Below are 24,657 nucleotides of genomic sequence, written 5' to 3' on the forward strand. Positions count from 1 at the left end.
GAGGAGATATGCATCAGTAGCTCAGCTGGACAGAGCATAAGCCTTCTAAGCTTAGGGTCAGAGGTTCGAATCCTCTCTGATGTGCCAGTTTATAATTTTAAAGTGCCTAGTTACGAGATAATGTTAGTGGTGGATGGGGATTTAAGTGAAGCTAGTGCTCGTAGTAACATCTCTAATTTATTAGCTTTATTTGAAGGTCTTTCTTCTTATCAAGAGAGGGTTATTTTTAGTGATAGTTTGGCTTATGAAATTAAGAAGAAAAAAACAGGACATAGATTCATTCTTAATTTTGTGTTGGATGAGCCTTCTTTATTAATTGAATTTAATAGGTTAGCACTACTTAATAAATATATTCTTAGATCATTAGTAATAAATGAATCTAAAGATAGGGGATTTAGAGCTTTAAATAATCCTAAAAAAATAAGAGATTATGAAATTCGTCAAGAAAAATATCAAGCATGACTAGAAAAGGGAAAGAATAAAGATATGACTAATCAGTAGTGACTCCTAAGGGTTATTTGATTGGTGTATTAACTGTTGATCCTAAAGCTGGTAATGCAGGGCAAAATTCATATGCTAGATTCTCTGTTGTATGTAATGATAATTTTGCAAAAGTAAATACAGCTCCTAAGTCACATTTCTTTAATTGTGTGGCTTGAGGGAAGACAGCTCAATTTGTACAAAACTTCTTAAAAAAGGGAGATAAAATATTTGCAGAGTATTCTATTACTACTGGTTCCTATACTAATGCAGAAGGAAGAGAGATAAGAACTTTTGATTTAGTAATATCAACTATTGAGTCTCTTAATTCTAGAGGAATTAATAAAGATGAAATAAAAGTGGAGGAAGAAGATAATATTTCTATAGACGATATATACTCTAAAGATTAATGGCAGAATTCGAAAGTAATAATACTGAGGTTGGTACGGAGGCCTCTCTTCTTAAGAAAAAAAAGAGAAAAGTTAAGAAGGTTTGCAGGCTTTGTAGGTGAGGTTGTTTGCATGTAGACTATAAGGATGTTGTTTTTTTAGAAAGGTATTTAAGAAATAATAGAATTATTACTCATAAAATTACTGGTAATTGCTTGAAGCATCAACATCAAATAGCTACAGCAATAAAAAGAGCGAGAATAGTAGCTCTATTGCCTTTTGTTGGAGAATAATGTTTTTAGATATAACAAGGATATTCTAGAGGCGGAAAAAGGAATAATCGCCTCAATTTTTTATTATTTCTCAGAAGTTTCTGACTTAGTAAATATAGATTCAATACCAGTAGATATTTTTGTAACTCTTCCCACAAAAAGAATTTTTACCACTCTTAAAACTACACCTCCCACAGGAGGCAATTATGATCCCATAATTGTTTACGATAATTTAAAGAACTCTTGCTTAAATGATAAAGAATTAAATGATTGCTCTAATTATTTAGCTAATTTACCAAGAGATATACATTACTTCTCTATTTCGAAATATTTAAATTTACTTCAAGAAAACAAAATAAAGAAAGAATTAGATGCTTTAGCTAAGAGAATATTAAGCACTAGTTTAAACTCAGATAATTTTAGTGATAAAGTAGAGAGTTGAAAGTTTAATTTTGAAAAAATAATAGGTCAGAGTTCTTCTACTAATTACTCTGATTCTAAGCAAGCTATACAGAACTTTAAAGATTTGGCTTCAGAAGCCTCTAAGTCTACAAAAGTTAGTTATTTAAAGACTTGTTACAGAGATTTAGATAAGAAAATTAAAGCTTTATGTGCCGGACAGTTAGTAGTAGTAGCTTCTAGGCCGGGAGTAGGTAAGACTACTTTTGGCATTAATTTAATATGCAATAACTTGGCTAATATTGAATCTTTTGGAGCAACTAAAGAAGCAGCAATAGGAGTATTCTCTTTAGAAATGACTACCCCTTCTTTACTAGAGAAATTAATAGCTATTGACGCTTCTTTAGAACTAAATACAGTGCAGAAGATTTTAGAGGGCTTAAGTATTTCTGATTTAGATAAAGAATTAATTACATTAAGTCAAGAAAAGATAGCTAAGTGTAATTTATTATTCTGTGATGAAGCTAATATTACTATAGGTAAGATAGTATCTACTATTAAGACGTGAGCTAAGTTACATGATCTTAAGTTTGTAATAATTGATTATTTGCAATTAATTAATGTGCCTGATGATAGGAATAACTCTAATATGAACCAATATCAAAAGATTGGTGTTATTTCTAGGAGTTTGAAAATTCTGTCAATGGAATTGAATATATGTATAGTTGCTTTAGCACAATTAAATAGGAAGTCAGAGGAGAGGAAGGGTTCTGAGAAAATACCTATTCTTTCTGACTTGAGAGAGTCTGGTTCTATAGAGCAGGATGCAGATATAGTTATGTTTCTTTATGAAGAGAAGTCTTCTGGGGAGGAGCAAGAAGAGATACCCAATACTATATTAAAAATTGCTAAGAATAGACATGGTCCCGTAGGGAATGTGGAATTCAAGTTTGATAAGTCTAGGGGACTATACAAACTTGCTAATTAATTTGGTGCACTCGGAGGGAATCGAACCCACACATCAAAAGATACTAGATCCTAAGTCTAGCGCGTCTGCCAGTTCCGCCACGAGTGCTTAAAAATGGTGCCGCTAATAGGATTCGAACCTACGACCTACCGCTTACAAGGCGGTTGCTCTACCAGCTAAGCTATAGCGGCATGGTGGATTGTAAGGGACTTGAACCCCTGACCTCCTGCTTGTAAGGCAGATGCTCTCCCATCTGAGCTAACAATCCAAATGGCGATCTGTACGGGATTCAAACCCGTGAATGCATGCGTGAAAGGCATGTGTGTTCGTTCACTTCACCAACAGACCAATAAATGGCGGCCACAGAAGGATTCAAACCTACGACCTACCGGTTAACAGCCGGTTGCTCTAATCGCTGAGCTATGTGGCCAAACTATTTTTATTTTAAGCATTTTTTAAAATATTAGAAGCAAAGTGAGTGTGACAGCGAATTATGTTTATCAACTTAATCCTAAAGAAATAAAATCTTCTCGCTTATCTATAGGAATTCTCAAACTTCAATTTCTATTTGATATAGAGAAATTTTCTCAGAAAATTTGAATAATTACAGCTGTATCAATATTCGTAGGCATTTATAATTTTTTTTTACTTGAGCGTACAGGACTATATAGCTTAGGAATAAATTCTGTTTTTCAAGCCATAGCAAGATGCATTACATTTTTTTGAGGAAAGAATTATCCTAAAGTACATGCCTTCCTCTTTTGAGGGATGGTATTGATATTTAATATACCTTTAGCAGTACTAGGTTACACAAGAATAGGAAAGAACTTCACTATTTTCACCCTCTTATTTATTACTGTTTCGACTATTACTTCACTAATACTTTCTTCAGTATCAGATCCTTTAGGGCTTAAAGATTTCTATATCTTTTCAGACCCCAGAACTTTCAATAAATGCCTAAAGGATCAAAAAATAAATATATTGCAGTGGCAATATGTTACACCCCTAGATAAAGGGGGGAAGAATTATGTATTAAATGATAGTTCCAACATCTCACTTATTTTTTTCTATGGCTTTATATTTGGACTCTTAAATACTTTTACTTCTCTAGTTATTTATGCATTAGGAGGCTCTACAGGTGGTATTGATTGATTAGTTTTTTATTTATCCAAAAAGAAAATGAATTCAACTAATAATGTAATTCTTTACTTTAGCTTATTAATAACTTTATTTTCTTATTTAGTAGGTACCTATATTCCTTACTTATCACATATGTCGGATCATAGGAGTAATGGATGCAATGGACAGGGAGCTTTAAATGGCGAAAAGTTACATAAACTCTTAATACCTAATATAGTAGGACCTATATTATTTGCTACTTTCATAGCTGCCTTTACTAAAAAAATATTATTTAATCTTTTCTATCCCCACTTCAAATTAGTAAATGTAAAGATATTTACTAACAAAGCTCTGGAATTAAGGGAGATTTTATTAGCTTCTGATTTCCCCCATAGTTTTACTATTAACACAGCTACTGGAGGTTATTTATTAAGAAAACAGAATGTATTTGAAGTAATATGTTTTGCTTTGGAGCTTAAGAATATTCAAGACTATACAAGAAAGATTGATCCTAATTGTTTAATAGTGGCATCTCCAATTAAGTCATTAAGTGGAAATTTTAAAGTTAAAGATAATTTAAATTAGAATTCTTAAGCAGGGGGGGAACAAATTGTGAGCATAAAAGTTCCACTTTATTTATGTGGATTTTTCTCTGTACCAGCCTCATTAGTGGCGTCCACTTGAGGCACTTTAAGAGACTTGGAAATATATAGTTTTGAAGGTAGCTCTTCAATGAAGGCTGTTATAGATTATTTAGTAAATGAATATAGCAGAACTGATCATTTAATTTTTTCAAATATACAGGCAGTAGGTTCAAATTCAGGATTAGAGCGATTATTAGATGGATATGCAGATTTTGCATTAGTTTCACAAGATGTTACTGAATTAGCTAAGAAACATCAAGATAAGTGGCATAAGAGAAAATTAAGAACTATTACTTTAGCTAAAGAAGCAATGATGCTTCTTTACAAACCACCTAGGAATTGTTCTGAAGAGTTAGATATTACTGAAAGCAATGTTAAATATATTTATTCAGTTTTTTCAGGACATAGGCATAAAGATGTTCAAAGATTTGATTGAAGCCATTTAATTAGTGGGTGTAGTGGAAAGATAATTCCTTGAGTAAAGAGTTCAGGACCAACTAGATCTGGAACAGCTTATGCTTTCGTTGATAATCCTGTATTAAAGAATCAAGATCAAGATTGACTAAAGAAAGTACGTGAAAATTACGGAAATGATTTCCAAGATATTAAGTATACATCTGAATCTAATTTACTTTCTTGAAATAGTTTTGTAAGCAATTTAGTTGAAGGTTCAATGATCTATTTACCAAGTTCTTTTGTATTTACCAATATGGAAGAAATTAACGAAAATGGTGTGAAAATAGCAAAGTTAAATAATAAAGAAATAAATTTAAGTAACTTTAGTAAGGAAGTTAAGAAAGGTGGATATGAATGAGGAAGAACTTACAATCTGATTTATTCAACAGAAAAATTTGTTAAGGATGAAACTACAATTCAATCTTCAAGTGGAAATATCGAAAATAATAATGGAACTAAGAAGTCTAACAAACAGAAATTTGTTAAATGAATATTAGAGAATTTAAATAATGTTAAAGGTATGAGTTTAATTCCTGTTGAAGATCAAGATAAAGATGAAACCAAGAGCGATCAGGATCTTAAAAAGTATGGGGTACCTTTTTTAGTATCTCAAACACAAGAACCCCAGCAGCTACAGACACATTAAGAGAATTAACTTTATTTTCCATAGGAATATAGATATTTACATCAGTTTTTTTACTAATTAAAGGAGATATTCCTTCTCCTTCTGAACCCATTATTAATATTGATTTATTTGCATACTTCACTTCTCTGTAACTCTTAGCATTCTCATTAATATCAGCTGAATAAATTCAAAAATTATTATTCTTAAGCTTCTCAATAGCTGTAGCTAAATTAGAGACCTCTACTAAATCTATATGTAATGAATATCCCTGAGAAGCCTTAATTGTTAATTCATGATTTAGAGGTGCTTGTTTATTCTTAGGTATTATTATTCCATCAACTCCAGCAGCACAACAAGTTCTTAGAATAGCCCCAACATTAAAAGGGTCTTGTAGGTGATCTAGAGCAATTATTAATGCTCTTTCTTTTGAAGAACACTTATTAATTAACTCTTCTAAAGTAAGAGGCTTTTTTGCTTTAATTAAAGCAATAGCATATTGGTATTTATGCTTAGATTTATATTTCTTAAAGAAATTCTTTTCTTTAAGTTCAAATCTAATTTTCTTATTTCTGCACAGCTCTATTAAATACTTTTGGCTACTAGATAGATATACTATTTCAATTAAATAATTTAATAAATTATTATTTATTAAATCTGTTATTCCTTTTCTTCCACTAAGTATTAAATAATTACCCACTTAAATTAGTTTTCTCTTAATTAATTCAGACCTTATTGCATCAGCTTTTGAATATTCCTTTAAATTCTGTGCTTCTTTTCATTCATTTAAGAGCTTTAAGTTTTCTTTAGTATGAATATTAGGTATTTGGAAGCCTAAAAAAAGTAAATGTTCTAAGAGTATTGAATAGCTTTCATTAATTGCATTAAAGTTCTTATTCTTTATCTCTCTAAGTAGTTCTTTCTTAATTTTTTGTAGTCAAGTAAGTGCTGTAGGTAAATTTAAATCATTATTAAGTATTTCAAGAAATTCATTTGAAATTTCGGAAGAGCTATTTAAAGAAATATTATTAATAAATAATAAAGATTTAGCTTGATTTAAAGCTAATAAATAACTTTCGAATTCTTTATTAAATTCTTTTAATTTTTCTTTATTAATTAATAGAGGAAGACTATATTTATTAGTAAGGAATAAGTATCTTAGAGTATTAGCAGAGTATTCTTTAAGTAAATCTTTAACTAAGAATTTTTTATTAGAGGACTTAGAAATCTTTCCATCTTCTGTATGTAAATGACCTATATGTATTCATATTTTTGCTAAGGATTTTGAATTTAATGCTCTAGAATGAGCATTTTCATTTTCGTGGTGAGGAAATTTAAGATCTATACCTCCTCCATGTAAATCTACTTCTGAATTTGCATATTTTGAAATAAATGTAAAACATTCTGTATGTCATCCGGGCCTTCCCTTACCTCAAGCACTATCTCATCTCTTTCCATCTTCCATTTTTTTTCATAAGCAAAAATCTTCATTTGATTTAAGCATATTTAATTTCTGTTTTGATAATTCTCCATAATTACTAATCTTCTCAATTTTCATTATTACATCTCCATTTTCAATTTCTGCATAGCCTTTATTGAGTAGTTCTTGTACTGTATTTTGTATCTCTCCAATATGCTCACTTACTTTGGGCATATGGGTAGGGGGAGTAATATTTAATTTTTTAAGTATCTCTAAGTAGTGAGAGGTATATTTTTCACTCACTTCTTCTTCCTTTAAAGAGAGTTCTTTTGCTTTGGCAATTATTTTGTCATCAATATCAGTAATATTATGTATGTAAACGTAGTTTTCTTTGGAATATTTAAGAATTCTTATTAAGAAGTCAAATATTATTACAGGAGCTAAATTACCTATATGTATGTGGTCATAGACAGTAGGACCACATAAATAAATCTTAGGATTCTTATTTAATTCTTTGAGAGTTTGCTCTAAAGAATCATAGAGCCTCAACTTTAACTCTTTTTCTTAGTGGTTAATATTTGATAAGCTTCAAAATCTCTTCTTTTTATATACTTAAGAAACCTTTTTCTTTTTGAAACTAATTTAAATAAAGATAATTTAGATACATTATCTTTTCTGAAATTCTTCAAATGAGCTGTTAATCTTTCAATTCTTTTAGTAAGTTCAACTACTTGATAAGGATGAGAGCCAACTTTAAAGTTATTCATTTTTTAATCTATCTAAATATTTTAATACTGCACTTATTTGTCTCGGTCAAAAGGCAATAACTAATATATTATTATTTCTTCCTTTGTTTTTAAATAGTGACTTAAAGATTTTTTCTGATCTAGAACTCTCTCTAAATATATCTTTATTACTTAAACTTACGCGTAAATACTTAGTAATTCCTGCACTTATTGCTTGAATATCCCTAGCACTAAGAGAAGTAGTAAGACCCCTTGATAGTAATTTATTTAAATGTTCATTGTTATCTTCAATTCATAAGTGTGAGTTATCATAAAGTCAATTAATTCAGGAAGATTCACCGCCAGAAATAGTATCTGAGTTTTTTGTTAATTCAGTATCACTACTATCAATTACATATTTAGTTAAAGCTGAAAAGTAGCAATGTTTACATAACTCTGGAGTTAATTGATGTATGCCTAAATAAATGGTGTCTTTATTTAGATCTAAATTTATTTGTTTAAATAATTTTTTGATTGAGTCATATTTAGTAGCATTTGCATTAGAGATATATAGGCTAGATTTGTAAGTGAAGTAGTTAGCTTTTTCGAAAGAAGAGAGATCTTTAATTAAGTTTTTAATATTAGCTTCTTTATCACTTTCCTTCTTATCTAAGAAATAAACTTCACAACTATATATTTGGTTGTTCTCTATACAGGACTTAATATTAGTAGTATTTAAGAGTTCATTTTTTTTGAGGTGAAATAGTCTACTTAAATTAGACTTGTATTTTCTTATTATTCAGTTATTTATTATTCAAGGAAAGGTATGATTTTCTTTAGTATTAATTGAGAAATTTAAATTATTTCAAATACATTTATTAGTTAATCTTAGAGTAAATTCAGAACTTAAGAAGCTTTCAAATATTACTTTTCTAGTAGCTATATTAAGAGTAACAGCTCCTGATTCAGCAATTAAATAGCCAGTCTTTATATTTAGATCATTTAACATCTTTTCAGAATCCTGAATAGTATTCTGAGTAAGAAGTATTAGTGTTTGGTTAGCTGATATTTCATTAAGTAATCTATTAGTACTAAGGATATCATCAAGATTGTATTGGTTTATCTCTGCAAAATCAAGATCTAGGATAATGGCTTTCTTATCATATATAGATTTACTTTTCACTAGCTCACCTTAAGAAATCCATATGTTCAATAGGATATCTTTCTTCTGATAATTTATTATTTAATTCTTTATTTCTTGATTTTGAAATATTAATCATTTGTGCTTTTCAATGTTTTTCAGCTATTTCAATTAATTCTTTTTCATTAGCAACATTTATTTTTTCTAATTCTTTATCTCCAATAACCATAAAGCCATAAGATTTCTTATCTACGGCTTTAGCTATTTTTTTTGCTAAAGAAAGATCACTTGAATCTATTTCAACTCTAATATTTTTGAATCTGTAGTAGTCTGCTAATTTTTGGGCGCCTTCTAAATGCTTTTCTTTATTTAAAGGAATTAGAGTTATTTGAGTAGGACTTAATCAAAAAGGTAATCATCCATTATCTCTCTCTAATAAGTAAGCTACAAATCTTTCCAAAGTGCCAACAATTCCTAGGTGAATCATTATTGGTGTATCTTCTTGTTGTGCTTCATTTAAGTATTTAAGCTTGAATCTTCTAGGGAGTAAGAAATCTAATTGTATTGTTGAGATAGTAATGATTTTTCCTATATATGTCTTAATTTGAAAATCTATTTTAGGACCATAGAAAGCAGCATCTCCTATACCTTCTTGATAATTAACTTGCTTATTTTCTAGGAATTTTCTTAATTCTCCTTCTGCTGTTTTTCAAAGTTCATCGCAATCAAAGAATTTCTTTTTATCTTGAATATCTCTAAGCGAAAGAATAACAGAGTCGTATTCAATTTCAAAAGCTTTCTTAATATCTTGAATTATTCCTCATATTTTTTCAAGACATAAATTTATTTGATTTTGAGTACAAAAAATATGTGTATCTATTAATTCCATACATCTATTTCTTTCCAATCCAAATAAGCCGCCAGAAGATTCATATCTATAAAGCTTAGCATTTTCGCCGTAAGCTATAGGTAGTTGTTTTTCACTTCATTTTTGTTTTTTGTAGAGAATGATGTGGTGAGGACAAGTCATTGGTCTTAGCACATATTCATCATTCTCATCTAGAGAAAGAGGGGGGAACATATTCTCTTTGTAGTGGTCTCAGTGACCCGAGCATTGATATAGTTCTTTTCTTCCTAATTCTGGCGTAGTTACCAGTAGTATGCCGTGTTTTTTTTGTATTTGGTTTACGTAATTAGTAATTTCTTTTTTAAGAATAGTACCTTTTTCAAGTCATATGGGCATTCCTGCTCCAATTAAAGGATCAAAATCAAATATCTTTAATTCTTTTCCTATACCTCTATGGTCATTATTAGCATTCTTATTAATATTCTCTAAGTACTTTAAATATTCATGTTCATTAGGGAAAGAGAAGAATGATAGAGCATATTTATTCTTCTCTTTTTTCTTTAATTCAGAAAAAGCTATATATCTTCCTTCTTTAAGTTCAATATCTTTAAAATTTTTGTCACTTATTTCTTCTTGACTATTTAAATTGAAAGTAAGGATATTATTACCACTGAAAGAGTTTTCAATTTTTATATTAGGATATTTCTCTTTAATTAGTAACTCTAACTTTTCTTTTGACATTAAATTTTCTTAGATAATTGTTCGTATTCTTCAAGCCATTCTTTAACTACTTTCTTAACGGTTTTTCATGTGGTAGCTTTTTCTAAATCTATATCCAATATCTTTATGGTATCTAAGTTAGATAAAGAGTTACCGGCTCTAAGAAATTCAAAAAATTTAGAGATATATTCAGCATCATTTTTTATTTTTTCTGCTATTAGTAGAGAGACTACTTGCCCTACAGAGTATTTGTAAACATAGAATTCTTCACTATAGAAGTGAGGAACAGTAAGGATGGAAGTTAAAGCTTTTTTTCTTAAAGGAGTAAGTTTTGGTTTTTTTCCATAATACTTTTCTTGTTTTTCTCTAAATATATTTTCAGCTAAATCAGCATCAAGCACTGCGCCATTATTAATTAATTGATTAACTTCATATTCTCATTCACTAAAGATTATTTGGCTTAAAGTAGTACTAAAGAAACCAGAAATTAAATTATCGTATACCTCTAGTAATTTATGAGTATCATTCTGATATTTTTTAATTAAGTGATAGCTTAGTAATAGTTCATTAAGAGTGGATGGTATTTCTGCTATGAAAATAGTAGTGCCCGCATAATGTGATTGATATTTGCAATATTCTAAGGCATGCATAGCATGACCTAATTCATGTACTAATGTATAGACATCTTCAAGTTTAGAGTTGTAGTTCATAAGAATATATTTCTTCTCTAAGCCATAAGAACCACTAATACAATAAGCTCCACTTAATTTATCTTTTCTTGCTTCTCAATCTATTCATCTCTCATTAAGTGCTTTAGAGATATTATTTATGTATTCAGGTCCTAGTATTTGGAGTGCTTCTAGAGTTAAAGTTTTTGCTTCTTCAATAGTAATATTTTGATCTTCTTTCTTAATAATAGGCATTCTTAAATCTCAAGGCTGAAGTAGCTTTAATTGATAGTTTTTCTTTAGTAATTCTCTGAATATTCTTCTGTATTTTCTTCAAAGAGTACTAAAGCCCTTTACTCTTTCATATAGAGCAGGAATGAAAGTTAAAGGAATTTCATCAGCATAAGCACTAGCTTCGTAATAGCCTCCTGGAAAGTTACTATTCTTAGCATCTATATTTTGTTCTAGAAAATTGTAGTACATAAGTCTAGCTAAGCTTTCTCTAGAACTATGTACTGCTTCGTGTCAAGCTAAATAAGCATTTTTTCTTAATTTCCTATCATTATCTGTTTGTGTTTTGATGAAAGCAGCATAGTTAGGTAGTTCATGTTTATTATTATTTGAATCTTTAACAGTTTTGACTTTAAGTTCTTTATCTAGAATAAGTGTAAATATAGAGCTAAAACAAGAAGATAAAGGAGAGTAAGTGGCAGAAAAGCTTTTGATATCTGGAGGTAAGTCATGTTTTTCATATTTGAAAATTAATTCATAACTTCTTTGATGAGGTGCTAATTGTGGATCTTTAAGAAATTCAAGAATATTCTCTTTATTCTTTATGGCTTGATCAGAAAAGCTTGACATTGCTTGCATGAAAGGTATTGATTTGGTTTGAATTTCTTGCATAAGGCCAAATCATTGATTATTAGATAAGTCTTCATTGTGCTTATTGGATAAATAATTAAATAATCTATTGGAAGTTATTTGTTGTCTAAGGCTTAGTGCATGAAAGAATATTAGCTTTTCTTTACTTGAAAAGATATTTTCTTTAAAGAGATTTAATATCTCTTCATTTTGTTGAAAATATTTATCTTTAAGTTCATCTAAAGTTGAATTCTCTAGAATACTCTCTAAATCTCAATGTAAAGAATTATTCATATAGATCTAAATTTTCTTTAACTATTTCAAGTAGCTTATCAATTGGATCATTACCATTTAATTGTATTATTTTGCCAGATATTCCTTCTTGTAATGAAGCTGAGTAGCATTTAGAGAGAAGAGCATAACTTTGATGATGTTCTTCATCTAGTTTATTATTATTCCCACTATTCTTTCTGTTTTCGTATCTTTTTTTATATTCCTCTATAGAGATATTAATAAAGAAAGTAACATCAGGAGCTATAGGAGAAATGTATTTTTGTGTTTCTCTAATTCAAGCAATTTTTTCATTATCTCCTTTGCCTTGATAAACAAAAGTAGATAAATAATATCTATCACATATTACTAGAGAATTATTTGCTAAGGCGGGGGCTATTAATTTTTCAAAATGTTCTGATCTAGCTGCAAAGAATAATAGAGCTCTCGTTTTGTCATTAAGAGTATATTCATCATTTAGTAATAGCTCTCTAATATGTTTTCCAAATTCTTGATTTTTGCCTCCAGGCTCTCTAGTAAATAAGACATTTTTGTAACTTTTTTTTAAATAATTTCCTTCCCTTATTTTCTGTTTTAAACCCTCTATTAAAGTGCTTTTTCCAGCCCCATCTACTCCTTCAAAAACAACAAATAAACCTAATTTTTCTTCCATTGTTTGTTTTGTTTCATATTAAGGAAGTGTAAAGATGAAAAACGGTAAGAAGCCCAATACAGAGTCTAAAGATTCTTTTCTAAGTCTTGAGGAATTAGGAGTCAAACTATGAAGTAAGAATTTTAACGATAATTCAGGCATTGAAGTAATCTCAACAGGCTCATATTTTTTAAATAAAGTATTAGGAGTGGGGGGATGGCCAGTTGGAAAAATAATTGAAATTTTTGGTTCTGATTCTTCTGGTAAATCTACTTTAGCACTTCATGCAGTAGCTGAAGCACAAAAAATTAATAAATGTGTTGTCTATATAGATATTGAGAATACTTTAAACCCTAATTGAGCTAAGAAAATAGGGGTAGATTTAAACAATATTTTTGTGGCTTCTCCAGTTTGTGGAGAGAACACTTTTGAACTTATTGCTAAATTAATTGATACTAATAATGTAGATTTAATAATTGTTGATTCTGTTGCTGCTTTAGTGCCTTATTTTGAATTTGAAAATAATATTCAAGATCAAACAATGGGCTTACATGCAAGATTGATGAGTAAAGGATTGAGAATTATTCAATCCAAAATGATTAACTCTAAAACTACTATTATCTTTATTAATCAAATTAGAGACAAAATTGGTAATAGCTATATTCCTACTACCACAACTACAGGAGGCAGAGCACTTAAATATTCAGCTTGCATAAGAGTTGAAATTAAGAGATGTGAATCTATTAAAGATGCCAACAATACAGTAATTGGATTTATTACTAAAGCTACTGTAATTAAGAATAAATATGGTGCTCCTTTATCAGTAGCTAATACTGCTCTTTATTTTGAAAGTGGATTTGATTATGTTTATGAAATTATTCAAGAGGCTATTAATCTAAATATTCTTAATAAGAAGGGTTCTTGGTTTGAATTTAAAGAAAAGAATATAGCCCAAGGAATAGTTCAATTAAGAAAGCATTTACAAGATAATCCAGCTCTGTTTGAAAAAATAAAAGAAGAAATATTTAAAGTTAAATAAAGGATAAATATCTATTTTCAATTACTTTTCAATCAAGAATTTTTCAAACTTCTTTAAAATAAGCCATCTTTCCATTTTTGTATTGTAAGTAATAAGCATGCTCTCATATATCTATACCAAATATAGGTAAATCACCACTCATATAAGGAGAATCTTGATTCTGACAAAAAATAATCTTTAATTTTTTATCTTTACTTAGCACAAGTCATACTCATCCAGCACCAAATGAACTTGCTACTACTTTCTCAAATCATTCTCTAAAGTTATCTCAAGAGCTAAAGGTTGATATTATATCTCTCTTAAGTTGTCCATCATGTATAGTAGTTTCTTTAGTATCTAATATATCCCAAAAAATTTCGTGATTTGAAACACCTCCTCCATTATTTCTTATAGCAGTCTTAATATCATCAGGAACGCTATTGATTTTCTGCAATATATCATTAACACTTAAATTAAAAAATTCTGGGTATTTTTCGAGAGCTTTATTTAAATTATTAAGATAACCTAGATAATGTCTTGTATAATGCAGATCCATTATTTCTCCACTGATAAAAGGTTCATAAGAGGCGAAACTCGCTCTCATAGCCTTTTCCTTAAACATAGTAAATATTTTACTATTTTATTTCCTTTAGAAATTTAAGCAATGTCAAAGGAATGCAACATATATATAACTACCCCTGTATTTTATGCTTCCGATAAACCCCATCTAGGACATGCATTTACAGTAGTATTGGCAGATGTGCTCAAAAGGCACTATACCAATCTAGGACATACAGTTCATTTAATGGTAGGGACTGATGAACATGGAGATAAGATACAACAAGCAGCTAAGTCAGCCAAACTTACACCAGAAGAATTTACTAATAGAAATGTAGCTTTTTTTAGGAATTTATGAATTGATTTAGGCATTAAATACAACAGGTTTTTAAGAACTAGCGATTACGAACATAAAGCTTTAGTAAAGCAAATATTCTTACAACATCAAGATATCAACCAAGTATTTATGGATGATTGAAAGGGATGGTATTGTACTCCTTGCGAAGAGAGCTTTTCGGATAGAGCTATAGGTAAAGAAGTAACTTGTAAATTAGGACATCCCTTGACTCTAAGAAATGAAAGAACTTATTTCTTAAGAACCAGAGCTTTCAAAGATTGATTAATTAAGGAATATGAAGATAGACCAGAAATGATTCAACCCGATAAATTTAAAAAAGAATTAATTAATAACTTTATTAAAGATTTAGATGATCTTTCAATTACTAGACTTAAATTAAATTGGGGTATTAAAGTACCAGGTGATGAAAATCATACTATATATGTTTGATTTGATGCACTTATTAGTTATCTTACAGCTTTAAATTACGGTAATTATGGAAAGACGAATACTAGTGTTTTTGAAAATTATTGAGGCAATCCTGATTGCAAAATAATTCAAATAATAGGTAAAGAAATTGCAAGATTTCATGGAATTTATTGACCAATAATGCTTAAGAATTTAGGACTTAGATCTTTTGATACTTTACTAATACATGGTTGATTATTAATGGATAATGAGAAGATGTCTAAATCTAAAAAAAATGTTATTGATCCTAAAGCTGTTCTTGAAATAATACCAAGAGAAGGACTTAGATTCTATTTATCAAAATTAAATTGATTAGGAGATAGTAGTGTACGTGTTGAAGATATCTTTAATATTTACAACTCTTATTTAGTTAATACTTTTGGTAATTTAATTTCTAGATTTTATGGAATAATGAGTAGGAAATATGAATATAGATTACCAGATAATTGATACATTGAAGATTATGTTGAGATTGAACAATTAAATATTGAATTGGATGATTTCTTAGATCAAGAATATGAAGTTGATGTGCGCAATCATTCTATTTCGTCAATGATTGAAAAAGTATTTGAATTTTTTAGATCTGCAGGTAAATTAATTGAAAAAACTAAAGCTTGGGAATTAGAGAAAGGCGATTCATTATTAGATACTTTAATGGTGTTCATATACAAATTACTATGTATAGGCACTTGAGCTTTATCACCTATATTAATTGACACTGCTCCTAAAATTTATAGTGTACTTAATATTTCAGCAAAAAGAATAGGATTAGAGTATTTAAAGCAAGATAGACTTTGGTTTAAGAAAAAGATAAATGAATTATCAGAGAATTTATTCCCTAGAGTAAAGAATTTTGCTTAAGTTCTCTTTAAAGAAAAAGAGATCATTAATAGATGCTCTTACTGAGCAGAATAAACAACAGCAATTACGTATTTCACTAGAGAAAAGTAGTAGTTCTTTTAAGAATATATTTCTTAATTTTTTTAAGAGGAGAGTAGTAAATGAAGAGTTTAGGACTGAGTTAGAGGAGAAATTAATAGAGTTAGATTTTGGATATTCTTTTGCTGAATATTTATCTAAAGAGATAACACTTAATAGTGTTGATGCTAAAGAGGCTTTATTAAGGGCTTACGGAAATTGTTATACCACCCTTAATATTCAAAAAGGCAGAAAAAATATTTTATTAGTAGTAGGGGCTAATGGCTCTGGAAAGACTACTAGCATAGCTAAGTTAGCTTATAGATTTAAGAAAGAGGGCTTTAAAGTATTATTAGCAGCAGGAGATACATTTAGAGCCGGAGCAGTAGAGCAACTTAATGTTTGGGCTAAGAAAATAGGAATTGAAATAGTAAATCCTTTAAGAGATAGGGAAGATCCTTCGGCTTTAATATATAGGTCTTTAAGTGAATATTCAGATTATGACTTAATAATTTGTGATACTTCGGGCAGACAACATAGTAATTTGAATTTACTTAAAGAGCTTAATAAGGTATATAGAACAATAAAGAAATTCGATGAGAGTGCTCCACATGAAAGCTTATTAGTATTAGATTCTTCTGTTGGACAATTAGCCTTTACACAAGCTCAGAGCTTCTTAGATAGCGCTTCTATTAGTGGTATTATTCTGAGCAAAATGGATAGTTTAAGCAGGGGAGGTATTATTTTTGCCATTAAAGAAAGACTTAATGTGCCAGTTAAATTTATTGGTACAGGAGAACAATTAGAAGATTTACACGAATTTGATTTAAATGCAATATTAGATTCTTGATTTAAGACTGACTAACTAATTTTTTACATCTCTTATCCATTTCTTTAGCAGCATTGTAGCCCCTTTTCTTAAGCTTCATGTCTGCTACAGCTAATTCAATTATTTCACTAATTTTTCTACCTGAAGTAACAGGTATCTTGTATAGAGGTAATTTAATTCCTAGTAATTCTCTGTAATTAATAACTTCTCCAACATTTTCAAAATCACTACTATCGTTAGGATCTCTTAATTCAATAATCATTGTTATTTTTGTTTCATCTATTATTTTCACTCCACCATACATCTCTTTAATATTAAGTATTCCTAATCCTCTAATATGTATGAATCCTTCACTTATTGCATTTGATCTTGCAAGAATAGTATTACCTAATCTTGAAATATCAATAGCATCATCTCCCAGAAAAAGATGATTCATTTTTAGAAGTTCAGAAGCTATTTCTGACTTACCTACTCCTGCTTCTCCAACAATTAATACTCCTTCTCCATAAATATTTAAGACTGTTCCATGAATAGTAGTTCAAGTTAAGAATGTTTTGGCTATTCAAGTTCCAATAAGTGAGAAAATTTCAAGAGTGCTATATTCCATTCTGATTAGAGCACTTCGATTATTATTTAATTCTTTATTAAGTTTGCATAGCAGTTCAGTATGTTGAAAGTTATTACTAATTAAAAAAACAGGTGGATTTCGTTTTAAAATTTCTGAAATTATTTCATTTTGTTTTTCTTCATTAAACTGATTAAGAAAAGCGCTTTCTTGTTTACCTCAACAAACTACAAATAATATGTTTTCATTTAAAAAGCATCCATTTAACTCCATTCCCAGTCTATTAAATCCGGGGAAATGGACTTCTCTTTCTTCATTTTCCTTAGTACGATTTAAATATTCTCCATTAAATCGTTTGTAAATAGAAAGAACTTTAATTGTTTTCTTAGACATAAAGTATGTACAAAGCTACAGCATTTATTGATAGTATTCCTATTCTTACAGATAAAGAAATATTAATCAAAAGCCCTATAGATAATTCAGAAGTAGGCTATATTCCCGCTCTTAATGAAGAGCAAATATTAGAGGCTTTTGAAGTAGCTAATAAAGCATTTAAAAATTGAAGTCAAGTAGATCATAAAACTAAATCTAAATATCTTTTAGCTTTTGCAGCCAAACTTAGAGAGCATGCTTTCGTATTACAAAATATTTTGCATAGAGAGACAGGTAAGAGTTTAGAGAGTGCTAAGGAAGAAATAATTAGATCTGCAGACTATATAGTAGAGTCTGTACACGCCTATTCTGATTTAGTAGAGAATCCTGAAGAATATAGCTATGAGAATAATGTATTAATACCTAAGAATATTACAGCCACTTATTTAAGAGTTCCTTTAGGTGTTGTATTAACTATTTCTCCTTTTAATTATCCAGTTAATTTAATGATTACTAAAGTAGTACCTGCTATTCTTGCAGGCAATACTGTAGTACATAAATCTGCTATGCAAGGTTCATTGAGTGGGTGGTATGTAGCTAAATTATTTAATGAATTAACAGTAGATGAATATTTAATTACTCCCGGAGTATTGAATTATGTTACGGGTAAAGGGTCAGAAATTAGTAAAGCATTAATTAAATCTCCTCATATTAAAGCACTTTCATTTACAGGAAGTACTGAAATAGGTAAAGAAATAGGTAGTCAATTAGCAAATATTCCTAAGCAATTAGAGTTAGGGGGGCATAATTCTGCAATAGTACTTAAAGATGCTGATCTTTCTTTAGCCATTTCAGAAATACTTAAAGGTGCTTTTGGTTTTTCTGGTCAAAGATGTACAGCTATTAAAAAAGTATTTGTAAGTAGTGAAATTTATGAAAGATTTATTGAATTATTTATGAAAGAATTAAAGGATTTTCCTCCTTTACAAGAACCCTTAATAAATGAGAGCGCAGTAGCTAAAGCAAAACTTTTTTATGAAGATGCTTTAAATAAAGGAGCTAATTTATTAAGTGGAGAGTTAAATATTAGGAATAATTTAGTAAGTCCAATAGTATTTGAAAATGTGACTGATGAAATGTTTATTTCTAGTGAAGAATTATTTGCTCCTGTAATAGCTTTAAGAACTTTTAAAGATATTAAAGAAGCTATTTCTCTGTGCAATAAATCTAATTATGGACTTCAAGCATCTATCTTTTCTGAAAATATAGAAGACTCTTCTCAATTAGCATTATCTTTAGAATGTGGTAGAATAAATATTAATTCTGCTCCTTCTAGATCGCCAGATATTCTTCCTTTCTTAGGGGTTAAAGATTCGGGAATGGAAGTGCAGGGGATAAAGAATTCCCTTTATTTCTTTACTAAATTTAAAGGGATAGTTTACAAGAAAGTTTAAATTTGTCTAAGTCTTTTTATTTAATAGCTGGGGGAGATTCTTCTGATTCAGGAGGACAATATACAGACTCTTCTATTCGTGTTCTTGAGGGTCTTGAGGCTGTTCGTGAACGGCCAGGTATGTATATTGGCTCTACAGATTCTAAGGGGCTACATCACTTGATTTGAGAGGTATTAGATAACTCAGTAGATGAAGTGTTAGCGGGTTTTGCTAATGAAATTAAATTAACACTTAAGAAGGGGCATGTTATTTCTGTAAGCGATAATGGGAGAGGAATTCCTACAGGAATTAATCCACAAACTAATATCTCTAATTTAATTACTGTTTTTACTGTACTTCATGCAGGTGGTAAATTTGATAATAATTCTTACAAAACATCTGGAGGACTACATGGCGTAGGCTCTACATGTGTAAATGCTCTTTCTTCTTTTCTAGAAGTAAATGTATATAGGAATGGTGAAGAGCATTATGTTTCTTTTGAGAATGGAGGAAAAATTAAAGATGAGCCTAAGATGGTATCTAAATGCGAGGAGGATAAAACAGGAACTGTAGTAACTTGGAAACCGGACTTTACTATATTTGAAAAAGCTGATTATGATGCTAATTTAATTGAATCTAGATTAACTAAACTAGCTTATTTAAATAAAGGTAAGAAATTTGTTTTTGTTAATGAAATAACTAAGGAGGAGAAAGAGTTCTTTTATGAAGAGGGAATTAAAGATTGAGTAATTAATTTAAATGCAGATAGGAAATCAATTCATGATGTTATCTTTATTCATTCCGAGGGTAAAGTAAAGAATAGGAGAGCGCCGGAAATATTAAATTCAATTTCTATTACTTGTGCTTTTCAATACACTTTTGAAGATAGTTCAATAGTACATAGCTTTTGCAATAATATTGATACTGCTTCTGGGGGTACACATTTAGAGTCAGTTAAAGATGGATTACTTTCTTGCATAAGAGAAAGAGCTATTGAAGCGAAGATTATTAAAGAAGCTATAGAGTTAACTAAGAGCGATGTATTAGCTGGGCTTACTGCTATTGTTTCATTAAATTATTCTTCTCCGGAGTATTCAGGACAAACTAAAGAAGTACTAAGTAATATTGAAATTAAGCCCTTTATTAAAGGAGAAGTTGAATTAATATTTGGTCGTTTTCTTGAGGAGAATCCAGAACAGAGAAAAGTAATTCTGCAACGTGTTGATCAAGAGAGAAATTTTAGACTTAAATTGGAGATGGCTAGACAGGCTGATAGGAAATTGGCTCTGGAAGGCTTTATGTCTTTTGCAGGTAAGTTAGCTGATTGTACTACTAAGAGTATTGAGTTTTCTGAGCTTTATGTAGTAGAGGGTGATTCAGCTGGTGGCTCTGCAAAGAGCGCAAGAAATAGAGAATATCAAGCAATACTCCCTATTAAAGGTAAATTAATTAATGTATGAAAAAGAAGTAAATATACTGCTATTTTAGAAAACGAAGAAGTAAAGAGTTTAATATCTGCTGTTGGATGTTCTTATGGTCAGACTTTTGATATCTCTAAATTAAAGTACAATAAATTAATAATTATGACCGATGCTGATGTAGATGGATCTCATATACGTATACTATTACTTACTTGTATATATAAATTTATGAAACCATTACTTGAACATGGATATGTATATATAGCTCAACCCCCTCTTTACAGAGCCTTTACTAATAAAGAAGTAGTATATTTATTTGATGATAAGAAAAAGGATGAATTTCTTAAAAATTTAAGTAATCCTAAGTCTTGAGAGATAAGTAGATTTAAGGGGTTAGGGGAGATGTCTCCGGAGCAATTATGACAAACAACTATGAATCCTGAAGAGAGAACTATTTCTCAAGTAACTATTAAAGATGCTGAAGCAGCTAAAGTTACTTTTGATGATTTAATGGGTAAGAAAGTTCAGCCTAGAACAGAATTTATTTTTGAGAACTATGCTAATGCTAAGAATCTAGATATTTAATGTCCTCTACACGCCAAAAAACTATTGAGAAGATTATTAAATCTCTTGATAAAGATACCGTTTTAGACAGAAATATTGTTTCTGAAGTAGAGCAGTCCTTTTTAGACTATGCTATGTCAGTTATTACTGCCAGAGCATTACCAGATTTAAAGGATGGGCTTAAACCAGTACATAGAAGAATTATTTATGCTGCTTATCAGGAAAGATTATTCCATGATGCTAAATTTAAGAAATCTGCTTCTTTAGTAGGTACTGTGATGGGGTCATATCACCCCCATGGCGATTCCTCTATTTATGATGCTCTTGTGCGTATGGCACAAGACTTTAGTCTTAGATATCCATTAATTGAGGGGCAAGGTAACTTTGGTTCTATTGATGGTGACTCTCCAGCGGCTATGAGGTATACAGAAGCAAGATTAAGTAAATTAGGTAAATATTTCTTAGATGGGATCGAAGAAGAGTGTGTTGATTTTATGGATAACTATGATCAGAGCAGGAAAGAGCCTGTAGTACTTCCTACTCTTATTCCTAATATATTAATTAATGGTAGTACTGGTATTGCAGTAGGATTAGCTACTAATATTCCACCCCATAATATTACTGAAGTATTTGATGCTATATTAGCTTTAATAAAGAATCCAGATTTAACTTTAGGTGAAATTTCTGACTATATTAAAGGACCAGACTTTCCTACTGGCGGAGAGATATTTAAATATTCAGGTGTAAGAGATTACTTTAGTACTGGTTCTGGTACCTTTAAACTTAGATCAAAAATAGAGGTAGAGGAGCAACAAAAAAGGAATTTATTTATTATTAAAGAAATTCCTTATGGTGTTAAGAAAACTAAGATAATAGGGAAGATAGTTTCTTTAATAAAGCCTTCTAAGAGTGGTAAAGTATTAGTTCCTGTATTAGCTGAGAATATTGTTGATATTAGAGATGAATCTAACTTAGAGGGCATTAGATTAGTAGTAGAGTGTAAGAATGATATCTCTAAGCAAGTAATACTTAATAATCTTTATAAATTTACTCAACTACAGACTTCTTATTCTCCTAACTTAACAGTATTAATTAATAATGAGCCTAGAAAGATTTCTATTCTCGAGCTATTAAAGCTTTATCTTGAGCATCAATTGGAAATGCTCAAGAGAAGAACTATTTATCAATTAGGTGTATTAGCTAAACGATTACATATTCTTGAGGGAAGAATAAAGATATCTAGTGATATTATGGAGGCCATAAGAATTGTTAATACTTCTGATAATCCTGAAGAAGAGATACAGAAAAAATATGAGTTATCTCAGGAACAATTAGAGGATATCTTTAAATTAACTATTGGAAGTCTTAAAAAAATATCAGTAGATAAGCTTCAAGAAGAGCATACTACTAAGACAGCAAGTAAAATTTCAAAAGAAGAATTATTGGCAAGCGAAGAGAAAATGAAAGAGAAGTTATCTCAAGATATTCTCGAATTAAGAGAGAAATTTGGAGATGAGAGAAGAACTAGAATTAATGAAACTAACTCAGGAAGAATAGATTTTTACCAACTATTCCATTTCAAGAAAATTATTATTTCTTTGACTAAGAAAGGATACTTATCTCAAATACCACTAGAGACCTTTAGATTGCACAAAAGAGGGGGCATAGGAGTCAAGGGTGCTTTCGTGCATAAAGATGATGCACCCAAGATGTTATTAGTATGTTTTGGAAGTGATGATGTTCTATTCTTTTCTGATGCTGGTAAGGTTTATAGGAAGAAAGCTTATGAGATGAATTTAAGCACTAATAAGAATAAGTCTTCCATTTCTTACAATGTCCTTCAAGGAATGGATAAGAATGAAAAGATTATTACTATTATCTCTCTAGAGAGAGATGATTACTTAGAGAATAAATATCTTTTCTTTGCAACTAAGAATGGAATAGTTAAGAAAACTAAACTTTCAATGTTCGCCAGAATTAATGTTTCTGGTAAGAAAGCTATTAGATTGAAAGATGGGGATGCTCTTAAATTTGTTATCAAAATTGAAGAGAATTCACAAATTTGTTTGGCTTCTTCTGCAGGAAGAATGGTTAAATTTGATTCAAAAGATTTAAGGCCTAGATCAAGAAATACCTTTGGTGTTTATGGGTTAAGACTTAAAGAAAATCAAGAATTAGTGTCTGCTTCTTCTACAGCAGAAGGAGAATATGTGCTTTCTATTAGCGAGAATGGTAAAGGTAAATTGACACATATTGATGACTTTAATATAGTTAAATTAGGTAGAAAAGTAGGTACTAAAGCTCAGAGAATCAATGAAAAAACAGGAAATATATTGGCATGTACAATAGTTAATACTAGTGATGAAATATTGTTAATGACTAATAGTAATAAATTAAATAGATTTAGAGTATCTGATATTAGTGTTCAAAATAGAGTTACTTCTGGAGTTAAATTATTTAATTTAGATGGTAAAGAGAAATTAGTTTATTTTGCTAAGAATTTTGAAGGAGGTGAAGAAGAGGAAGAAGTAACTAACGAAAACCAATAGAGCTCGCAAAAGCTATTACATTGAATAGTGAGTGAGCAAATATTGTATGTCATATATTTCTAGTTACATAGTAAGTGCCTACAAAGAAAGTAGCAGGAACACAATAAGGTAGTAATTTAATTAAATTCTCATTTCTTAAGTGCATTAGTCCAAAAATAAAAATACTAAAGCCAGCTGCAAGCTTACCCATACCCCCTATTTTCATAAGACATCTCCTAAATACTAATTCCTCTAGCAAAGGAGCTAGCACTACAGATGAAAGAAGTACTGTAAAAAAATGTGTTTTTGCATGTTCCTCTAAATCTTTTTGATTCTTAGTAGTTTCATCAGAAGTGTTAAATATTGCCTTTACTAAATAACCAATAAGAGCATAAGACCACATAGCACCAAGCACTACAGCCAAAGTAGTACAAATTAAGTGCTCTATTTTTTTACTAGATATCTTGCTATAGGGGGAAATAATATATCTCTTACTGAAGTCATCCCATACTAAGTCATCATAGAACATTAACTTTAAAGAGTCTAAATTTGCTGAATCTATTCTGAAAAGAAATACAATGCATAAGAATAGATTCCCTAGTTGAACTAAGCTAGATAATGCTTCTCAAATGTTTCCTAAGTTTTTGAATGTATTAGTAATACTATTGCCGACAGTGAATAATCAAAAAATAAATATGTACCATAATTCAAAGCTTTCAGAATATTTACAAATGAAATAGATAATTATTAGTATTCCAAGAATAAATTTAAGAATTAAGAACCAAAATATATCATCTGTAAAGGGATGTGTTGAGAAGAGATTACCAATATTTCTTTTTTTAGAATCAAATGTATTTAAAAGACATCCAATAATTTCTTTAATAAATATACCAATAATTAAAAATATAAAATCTTTAGGTTTAATGTTGCTTTTTTCTTCTGGTAGAGCGTATTTTTCTCTTATTCTTTCAATTCTTTCATTAAGAGTAAACAT

At 29.7% G+C, this 24,657-nt stretch carries 22 protein-coding genes and 6 tRNA genes; 13 read left to right on the forward strand and 15 right to left on the reverse strand.

Annotated elements, in window-relative coordinates:
• Positions 1-10: 10 nt before the first annotated feature.
• The 5 genes from A6V39_RS02785 (at position 11) to A6V39_RS02805 (ending at position 2,528) form a co-directional block, all read left to right on the forward strand.
• Positions 11-87, forward strand: a tRNA-Arg gene (locus A6V39_RS02785).
• Positions 82-501, forward strand: coding sequence for a 30S ribosomal protein S6 (rpsF, locus tag A6V39_RS02790; protein ID WP_245633495.1), 420 nt, complete (start codon positions 82-84; stop codon positions 499-501). The genes A6V39_RS02785 and rpsF overlap by 6 nt, the downstream gene beginning before the upstream one ends.
• Positions 501-890 (forward strand): single-stranded DNA-binding protein, encoded by a 390-nt coding sequence (locus A6V39_RS02795; protein ID WP_187150138.1) that lies wholly within the window; start codon positions 501-503, stop codon positions 888-890. Before rpsF ends, A6V39_RS02795 begins: the two co-directional genes overlap by 1 nt.
• The gene (gene rpsR / locus A6V39_RS02800; protein WP_187150139.1) at positions 890-1,162 is read left to right on the forward strand and encodes a 30S ribosomal protein S18; all 273 of its coding nucleotides are present in this window, start codon (positions 890-892) and stop codon (positions 1,160-1,162) included. The genes A6V39_RS02795 and rpsR overlap by 1 nt, the downstream gene beginning before the upstream one ends.
• Positions 1,152-2,528 (forward strand): replicative DNA helicase, encoded by a 1,377-nt coding sequence (locus A6V39_RS02805; protein WP_187150140.1) that lies wholly within the window; start codon positions 1,152-1,154, stop codon positions 2,526-2,528. The genes rpsR and A6V39_RS02805 overlap by 11 nt, the downstream gene beginning before the upstream one ends.
• 2 nt (positions 2,529-2,530) lie before the next feature.
• Here the strand turns inward: A6V39_RS02805 and A6V39_RS02810 are convergent.
• From A6V39_RS02810 to A6V39_RS02830, 5 genes are all read right to left on the reverse strand, one after another.
• Positions 2,531-2,615, reverse strand: a tRNA-Leu gene (locus A6V39_RS02810).
• Between the two features lie 7 nt (positions 2,616-2,622).
• Positions 2,623-2,698: transfer RNA gene (locus A6V39_RS02815), tRNA-Thr, on the reverse strand.
• Position 2,699: 1 nt separating this feature from the next.
• A tRNA-Val gene (locus A6V39_RS02820) sits at positions 2,700-2,775 on the reverse strand.
• A 3-nt stretch (positions 2,776-2,778) separates the two neighbouring features.
• Positions 2,779-2,855 (reverse strand) — tRNA-Glu (locus A6V39_RS02825).
• Between the two features lie 6 nt (positions 2,856-2,861).
• Positions 2,862-2,937, reverse strand: a tRNA-Asn gene (locus A6V39_RS02830).
• Positions 2,938-2,981: 44 nt separating this feature from the next.
• Here A6V39_RS02830 and A6V39_RS02835 point away from each other — a divergent pair.
• Positions 2,982-4,211 (forward strand): DUF2179 domain-containing protein, encoded by a 1,230-nt coding sequence (locus A6V39_RS02835; protein ID WP_245633496.1) that lies wholly within the window; start codon positions 2,982-2,984, stop codon positions 4,209-4,211.
• Positions 4,212-4,238: 27 nt separating this feature from the next.
• Complete coding sequence (locus tag A6V39_RS02840; RefSeq protein ID WP_187150141.1) at positions 4,239-5,372, forward strand: substrate-binding domain-containing protein; 1,134 nt, start codon at positions 4,239-4,241, stop codon at positions 5,370-5,372.
• Here the strand turns inward: A6V39_RS02840 and rlmB are convergent.
• From rlmB to tmk, 7 genes are read right to left on the reverse strand one after another with little or no spacing between them, the layout of a single operon-like run.
• Positions 5,305-6,048 (reverse strand): 23S rRNA (guanosine(2251)-2'-O)-methyltransferase RlmB, encoded by a 744-nt coding sequence (gene rlmB / locus A6V39_RS02845; protein ID WP_187150142.1) that lies wholly within the window; start codon positions 6,046-6,048, stop codon positions 5,305-5,307. The genes A6V39_RS02840 and rlmB overlap by 68 nt on opposite strands.
• Positions 6,049-7,317 (reverse strand): cysteine--tRNA ligase, encoded by a 1,269-nt coding sequence (gene cysS, locus A6V39_RS02850; RefSeq protein ID WP_245633497.1) that lies wholly within the window; start codon positions 7,315-7,317, stop codon positions 6,049-6,051.
• Positions 7,318-7,319: 2 nt separating this feature from the next.
• On the reverse strand, positions 7,320-7,535 hold the full coding sequence (rpsO, locus tag A6V39_RS02855) for a 30S ribosomal protein S15 (RefSeq protein ID WP_187150143.1): 216 nt from the start codon (positions 7,533-7,535) through the stop codon (positions 7,320-7,322).
• Positions 7,528-8,676: an HAD hydrolase family protein gene (locus A6V39_RS02860; protein ID WP_187150144.1), complete on the reverse strand. Its 1,149-nt coding sequence runs from the start codon at positions 8,674-8,676 to the stop codon at positions 7,528-7,530. The genes rpsO and A6V39_RS02860 overlap by 8 nt, the downstream gene beginning before the upstream one ends.
• Positions 8,666-10,222, reverse strand: a complete 1,557-nt coding sequence (thrS, locus tag A6V39_RS02865) for a threonine--tRNA ligase (RefSeq protein ID WP_187150145.1) — start codon at positions 10,220-10,222, stop codon at positions 8,666-8,668. Before thrS ends, A6V39_RS02860 begins: the two co-directional genes overlap by 11 nt.
• Complete coding sequence (locus A6V39_RS02870) at positions 10,222-12,024, reverse strand: M3 family oligoendopeptidase (protein ID WP_187150146.1); 1,803 nt, start codon at positions 12,022-12,024, stop codon at positions 10,222-10,224. The genes thrS and A6V39_RS02870 overlap by 1 nt, the downstream gene beginning before the upstream one ends.
• Complete coding sequence (gene tmk, locus A6V39_RS02875) at positions 12,017-12,673, reverse strand: dTMP kinase (RefSeq protein WP_187150147.1); 657 nt, start codon at positions 12,671-12,673, stop codon at positions 12,017-12,019. Before tmk ends, A6V39_RS02870 begins: the two co-directional genes overlap by 8 nt.
• 34 nt (positions 12,674-12,707) lie before the next feature.
• Here tmk and recA point away from each other — a divergent pair, with 34 nt between their 5' ends.
• Positions 12,708-13,691, forward strand: coding sequence for a recombinase RecA (recA, locus tag A6V39_RS02880; protein ID WP_187150148.1), 984 nt, complete (start codon positions 12,708-12,710; stop codon positions 13,689-13,691).
• Here recA and A6V39_RS02885 read toward each other — a convergent pair.
• Complete coding sequence (locus A6V39_RS02885; RefSeq protein WP_187150149.1) at positions 13,684-14,292, reverse strand: superoxide dismutase; 609 nt, start codon at positions 14,290-14,292, stop codon at positions 13,684-13,686. The two genes, recA and A6V39_RS02885, sit on opposite strands and share 8 nt — an antisense overlap.
• Before the next feature lie 42 nt (positions 14,293-14,334).
• Between A6V39_RS02885 and metG the strand changes: the two genes are divergently transcribed.
• Entirely contained in the window at positions 14,335-15,894 is a 1,560-nt protein-coding gene (gene metG / locus A6V39_RS02890; protein WP_187150150.1) for a methionine--tRNA ligase, read from the forward strand.
• Positions 15,887-16,816 carry a signal recognition particle-docking protein FtsY gene (ftsY, locus tag A6V39_RS02895; RefSeq protein ID WP_245633499.1) on the forward strand — a complete coding sequence of 310 codons (930 nt, stop codon included), beginning with the start codon at positions 15,887-15,889 and terminating at the stop codon, positions 16,814-16,816. The genes metG and ftsY overlap by 8 nt, the downstream gene beginning before the upstream one ends.
• On the opposite strand, the gene hprK is transcribed toward ftsY, so the two are convergent.
• On the reverse strand, positions 16,803-17,738 hold the full coding sequence (gene hprK, locus A6V39_RS02900; RefSeq protein ID WP_187150151.1) for an HPr(Ser) kinase/phosphatase: 936 nt from the start codon (positions 17,736-17,738) through the stop codon (positions 16,803-16,805). The two genes, ftsY and hprK, sit on opposite strands and share 14 nt — an antisense overlap.
• 5 nt (positions 17,739-17,743) lie before the next feature.
• Between hprK and A6V39_RS02905 the strand changes: the two genes are divergently transcribed.
• Genes A6V39_RS02905 through A6V39_RS02915 form a run of 3 tightly spaced genes read left to right on the forward strand, consistent with a single transcriptional unit; the run spans position 17,744 to position 23,684 of the window.
• On the forward strand, positions 17,744-19,171 hold the full coding sequence (locus A6V39_RS02905) for an aldehyde dehydrogenase family protein (protein WP_187150152.1): 1,428 nt from the start codon (positions 17,744-17,746) through the stop codon (positions 19,169-19,171).
• Positions 19,172-19,173: 2 nt separating this feature from the next.
• The gene (locus tag A6V39_RS02910; protein ID WP_245633500.1) at positions 19,174-21,156 is read left to right on the forward strand and encodes a DNA gyrase/topoisomerase IV subunit B; all 1,983 of its coding nucleotides are present in this window, start codon (positions 19,174-19,176) and stop codon (positions 21,154-21,156) included.
• Positions 21,156-23,684 carry a DNA gyrase/topoisomerase IV subunit A gene (locus A6V39_RS02915; protein WP_245633501.1) on the forward strand — a complete coding sequence of 843 codons (2,529 nt, stop codon included), beginning with the start codon at positions 21,156-21,158 and terminating at the stop codon, positions 23,682-23,684. Before A6V39_RS02910 ends, A6V39_RS02915 begins: the two co-directional genes overlap by 1 nt.
• Here A6V39_RS02915 and A6V39_RS02920 read toward each other — a convergent pair.
• Complete coding sequence (locus tag A6V39_RS02920; RefSeq protein WP_187150153.1) at positions 23,668-24,657, reverse strand: CPBP family intramembrane glutamic endopeptidase; 990 nt, start codon at positions 24,655-24,657, stop codon at positions 23,668-23,670. The genes A6V39_RS02915 and A6V39_RS02920 overlap by 17 nt on opposite strands.

Origin of the sequence: Candidatus Mycoplasma haematobovis, assembly GCF_001645765.1 — a bacterium.
GTDB lineage: Bacteria > Bacillota_I > Bacilli_A > Mycoplasmatales > Mycoplasmoidaceae > Eperythrozoon_B > Eperythrozoon_B haematobovis.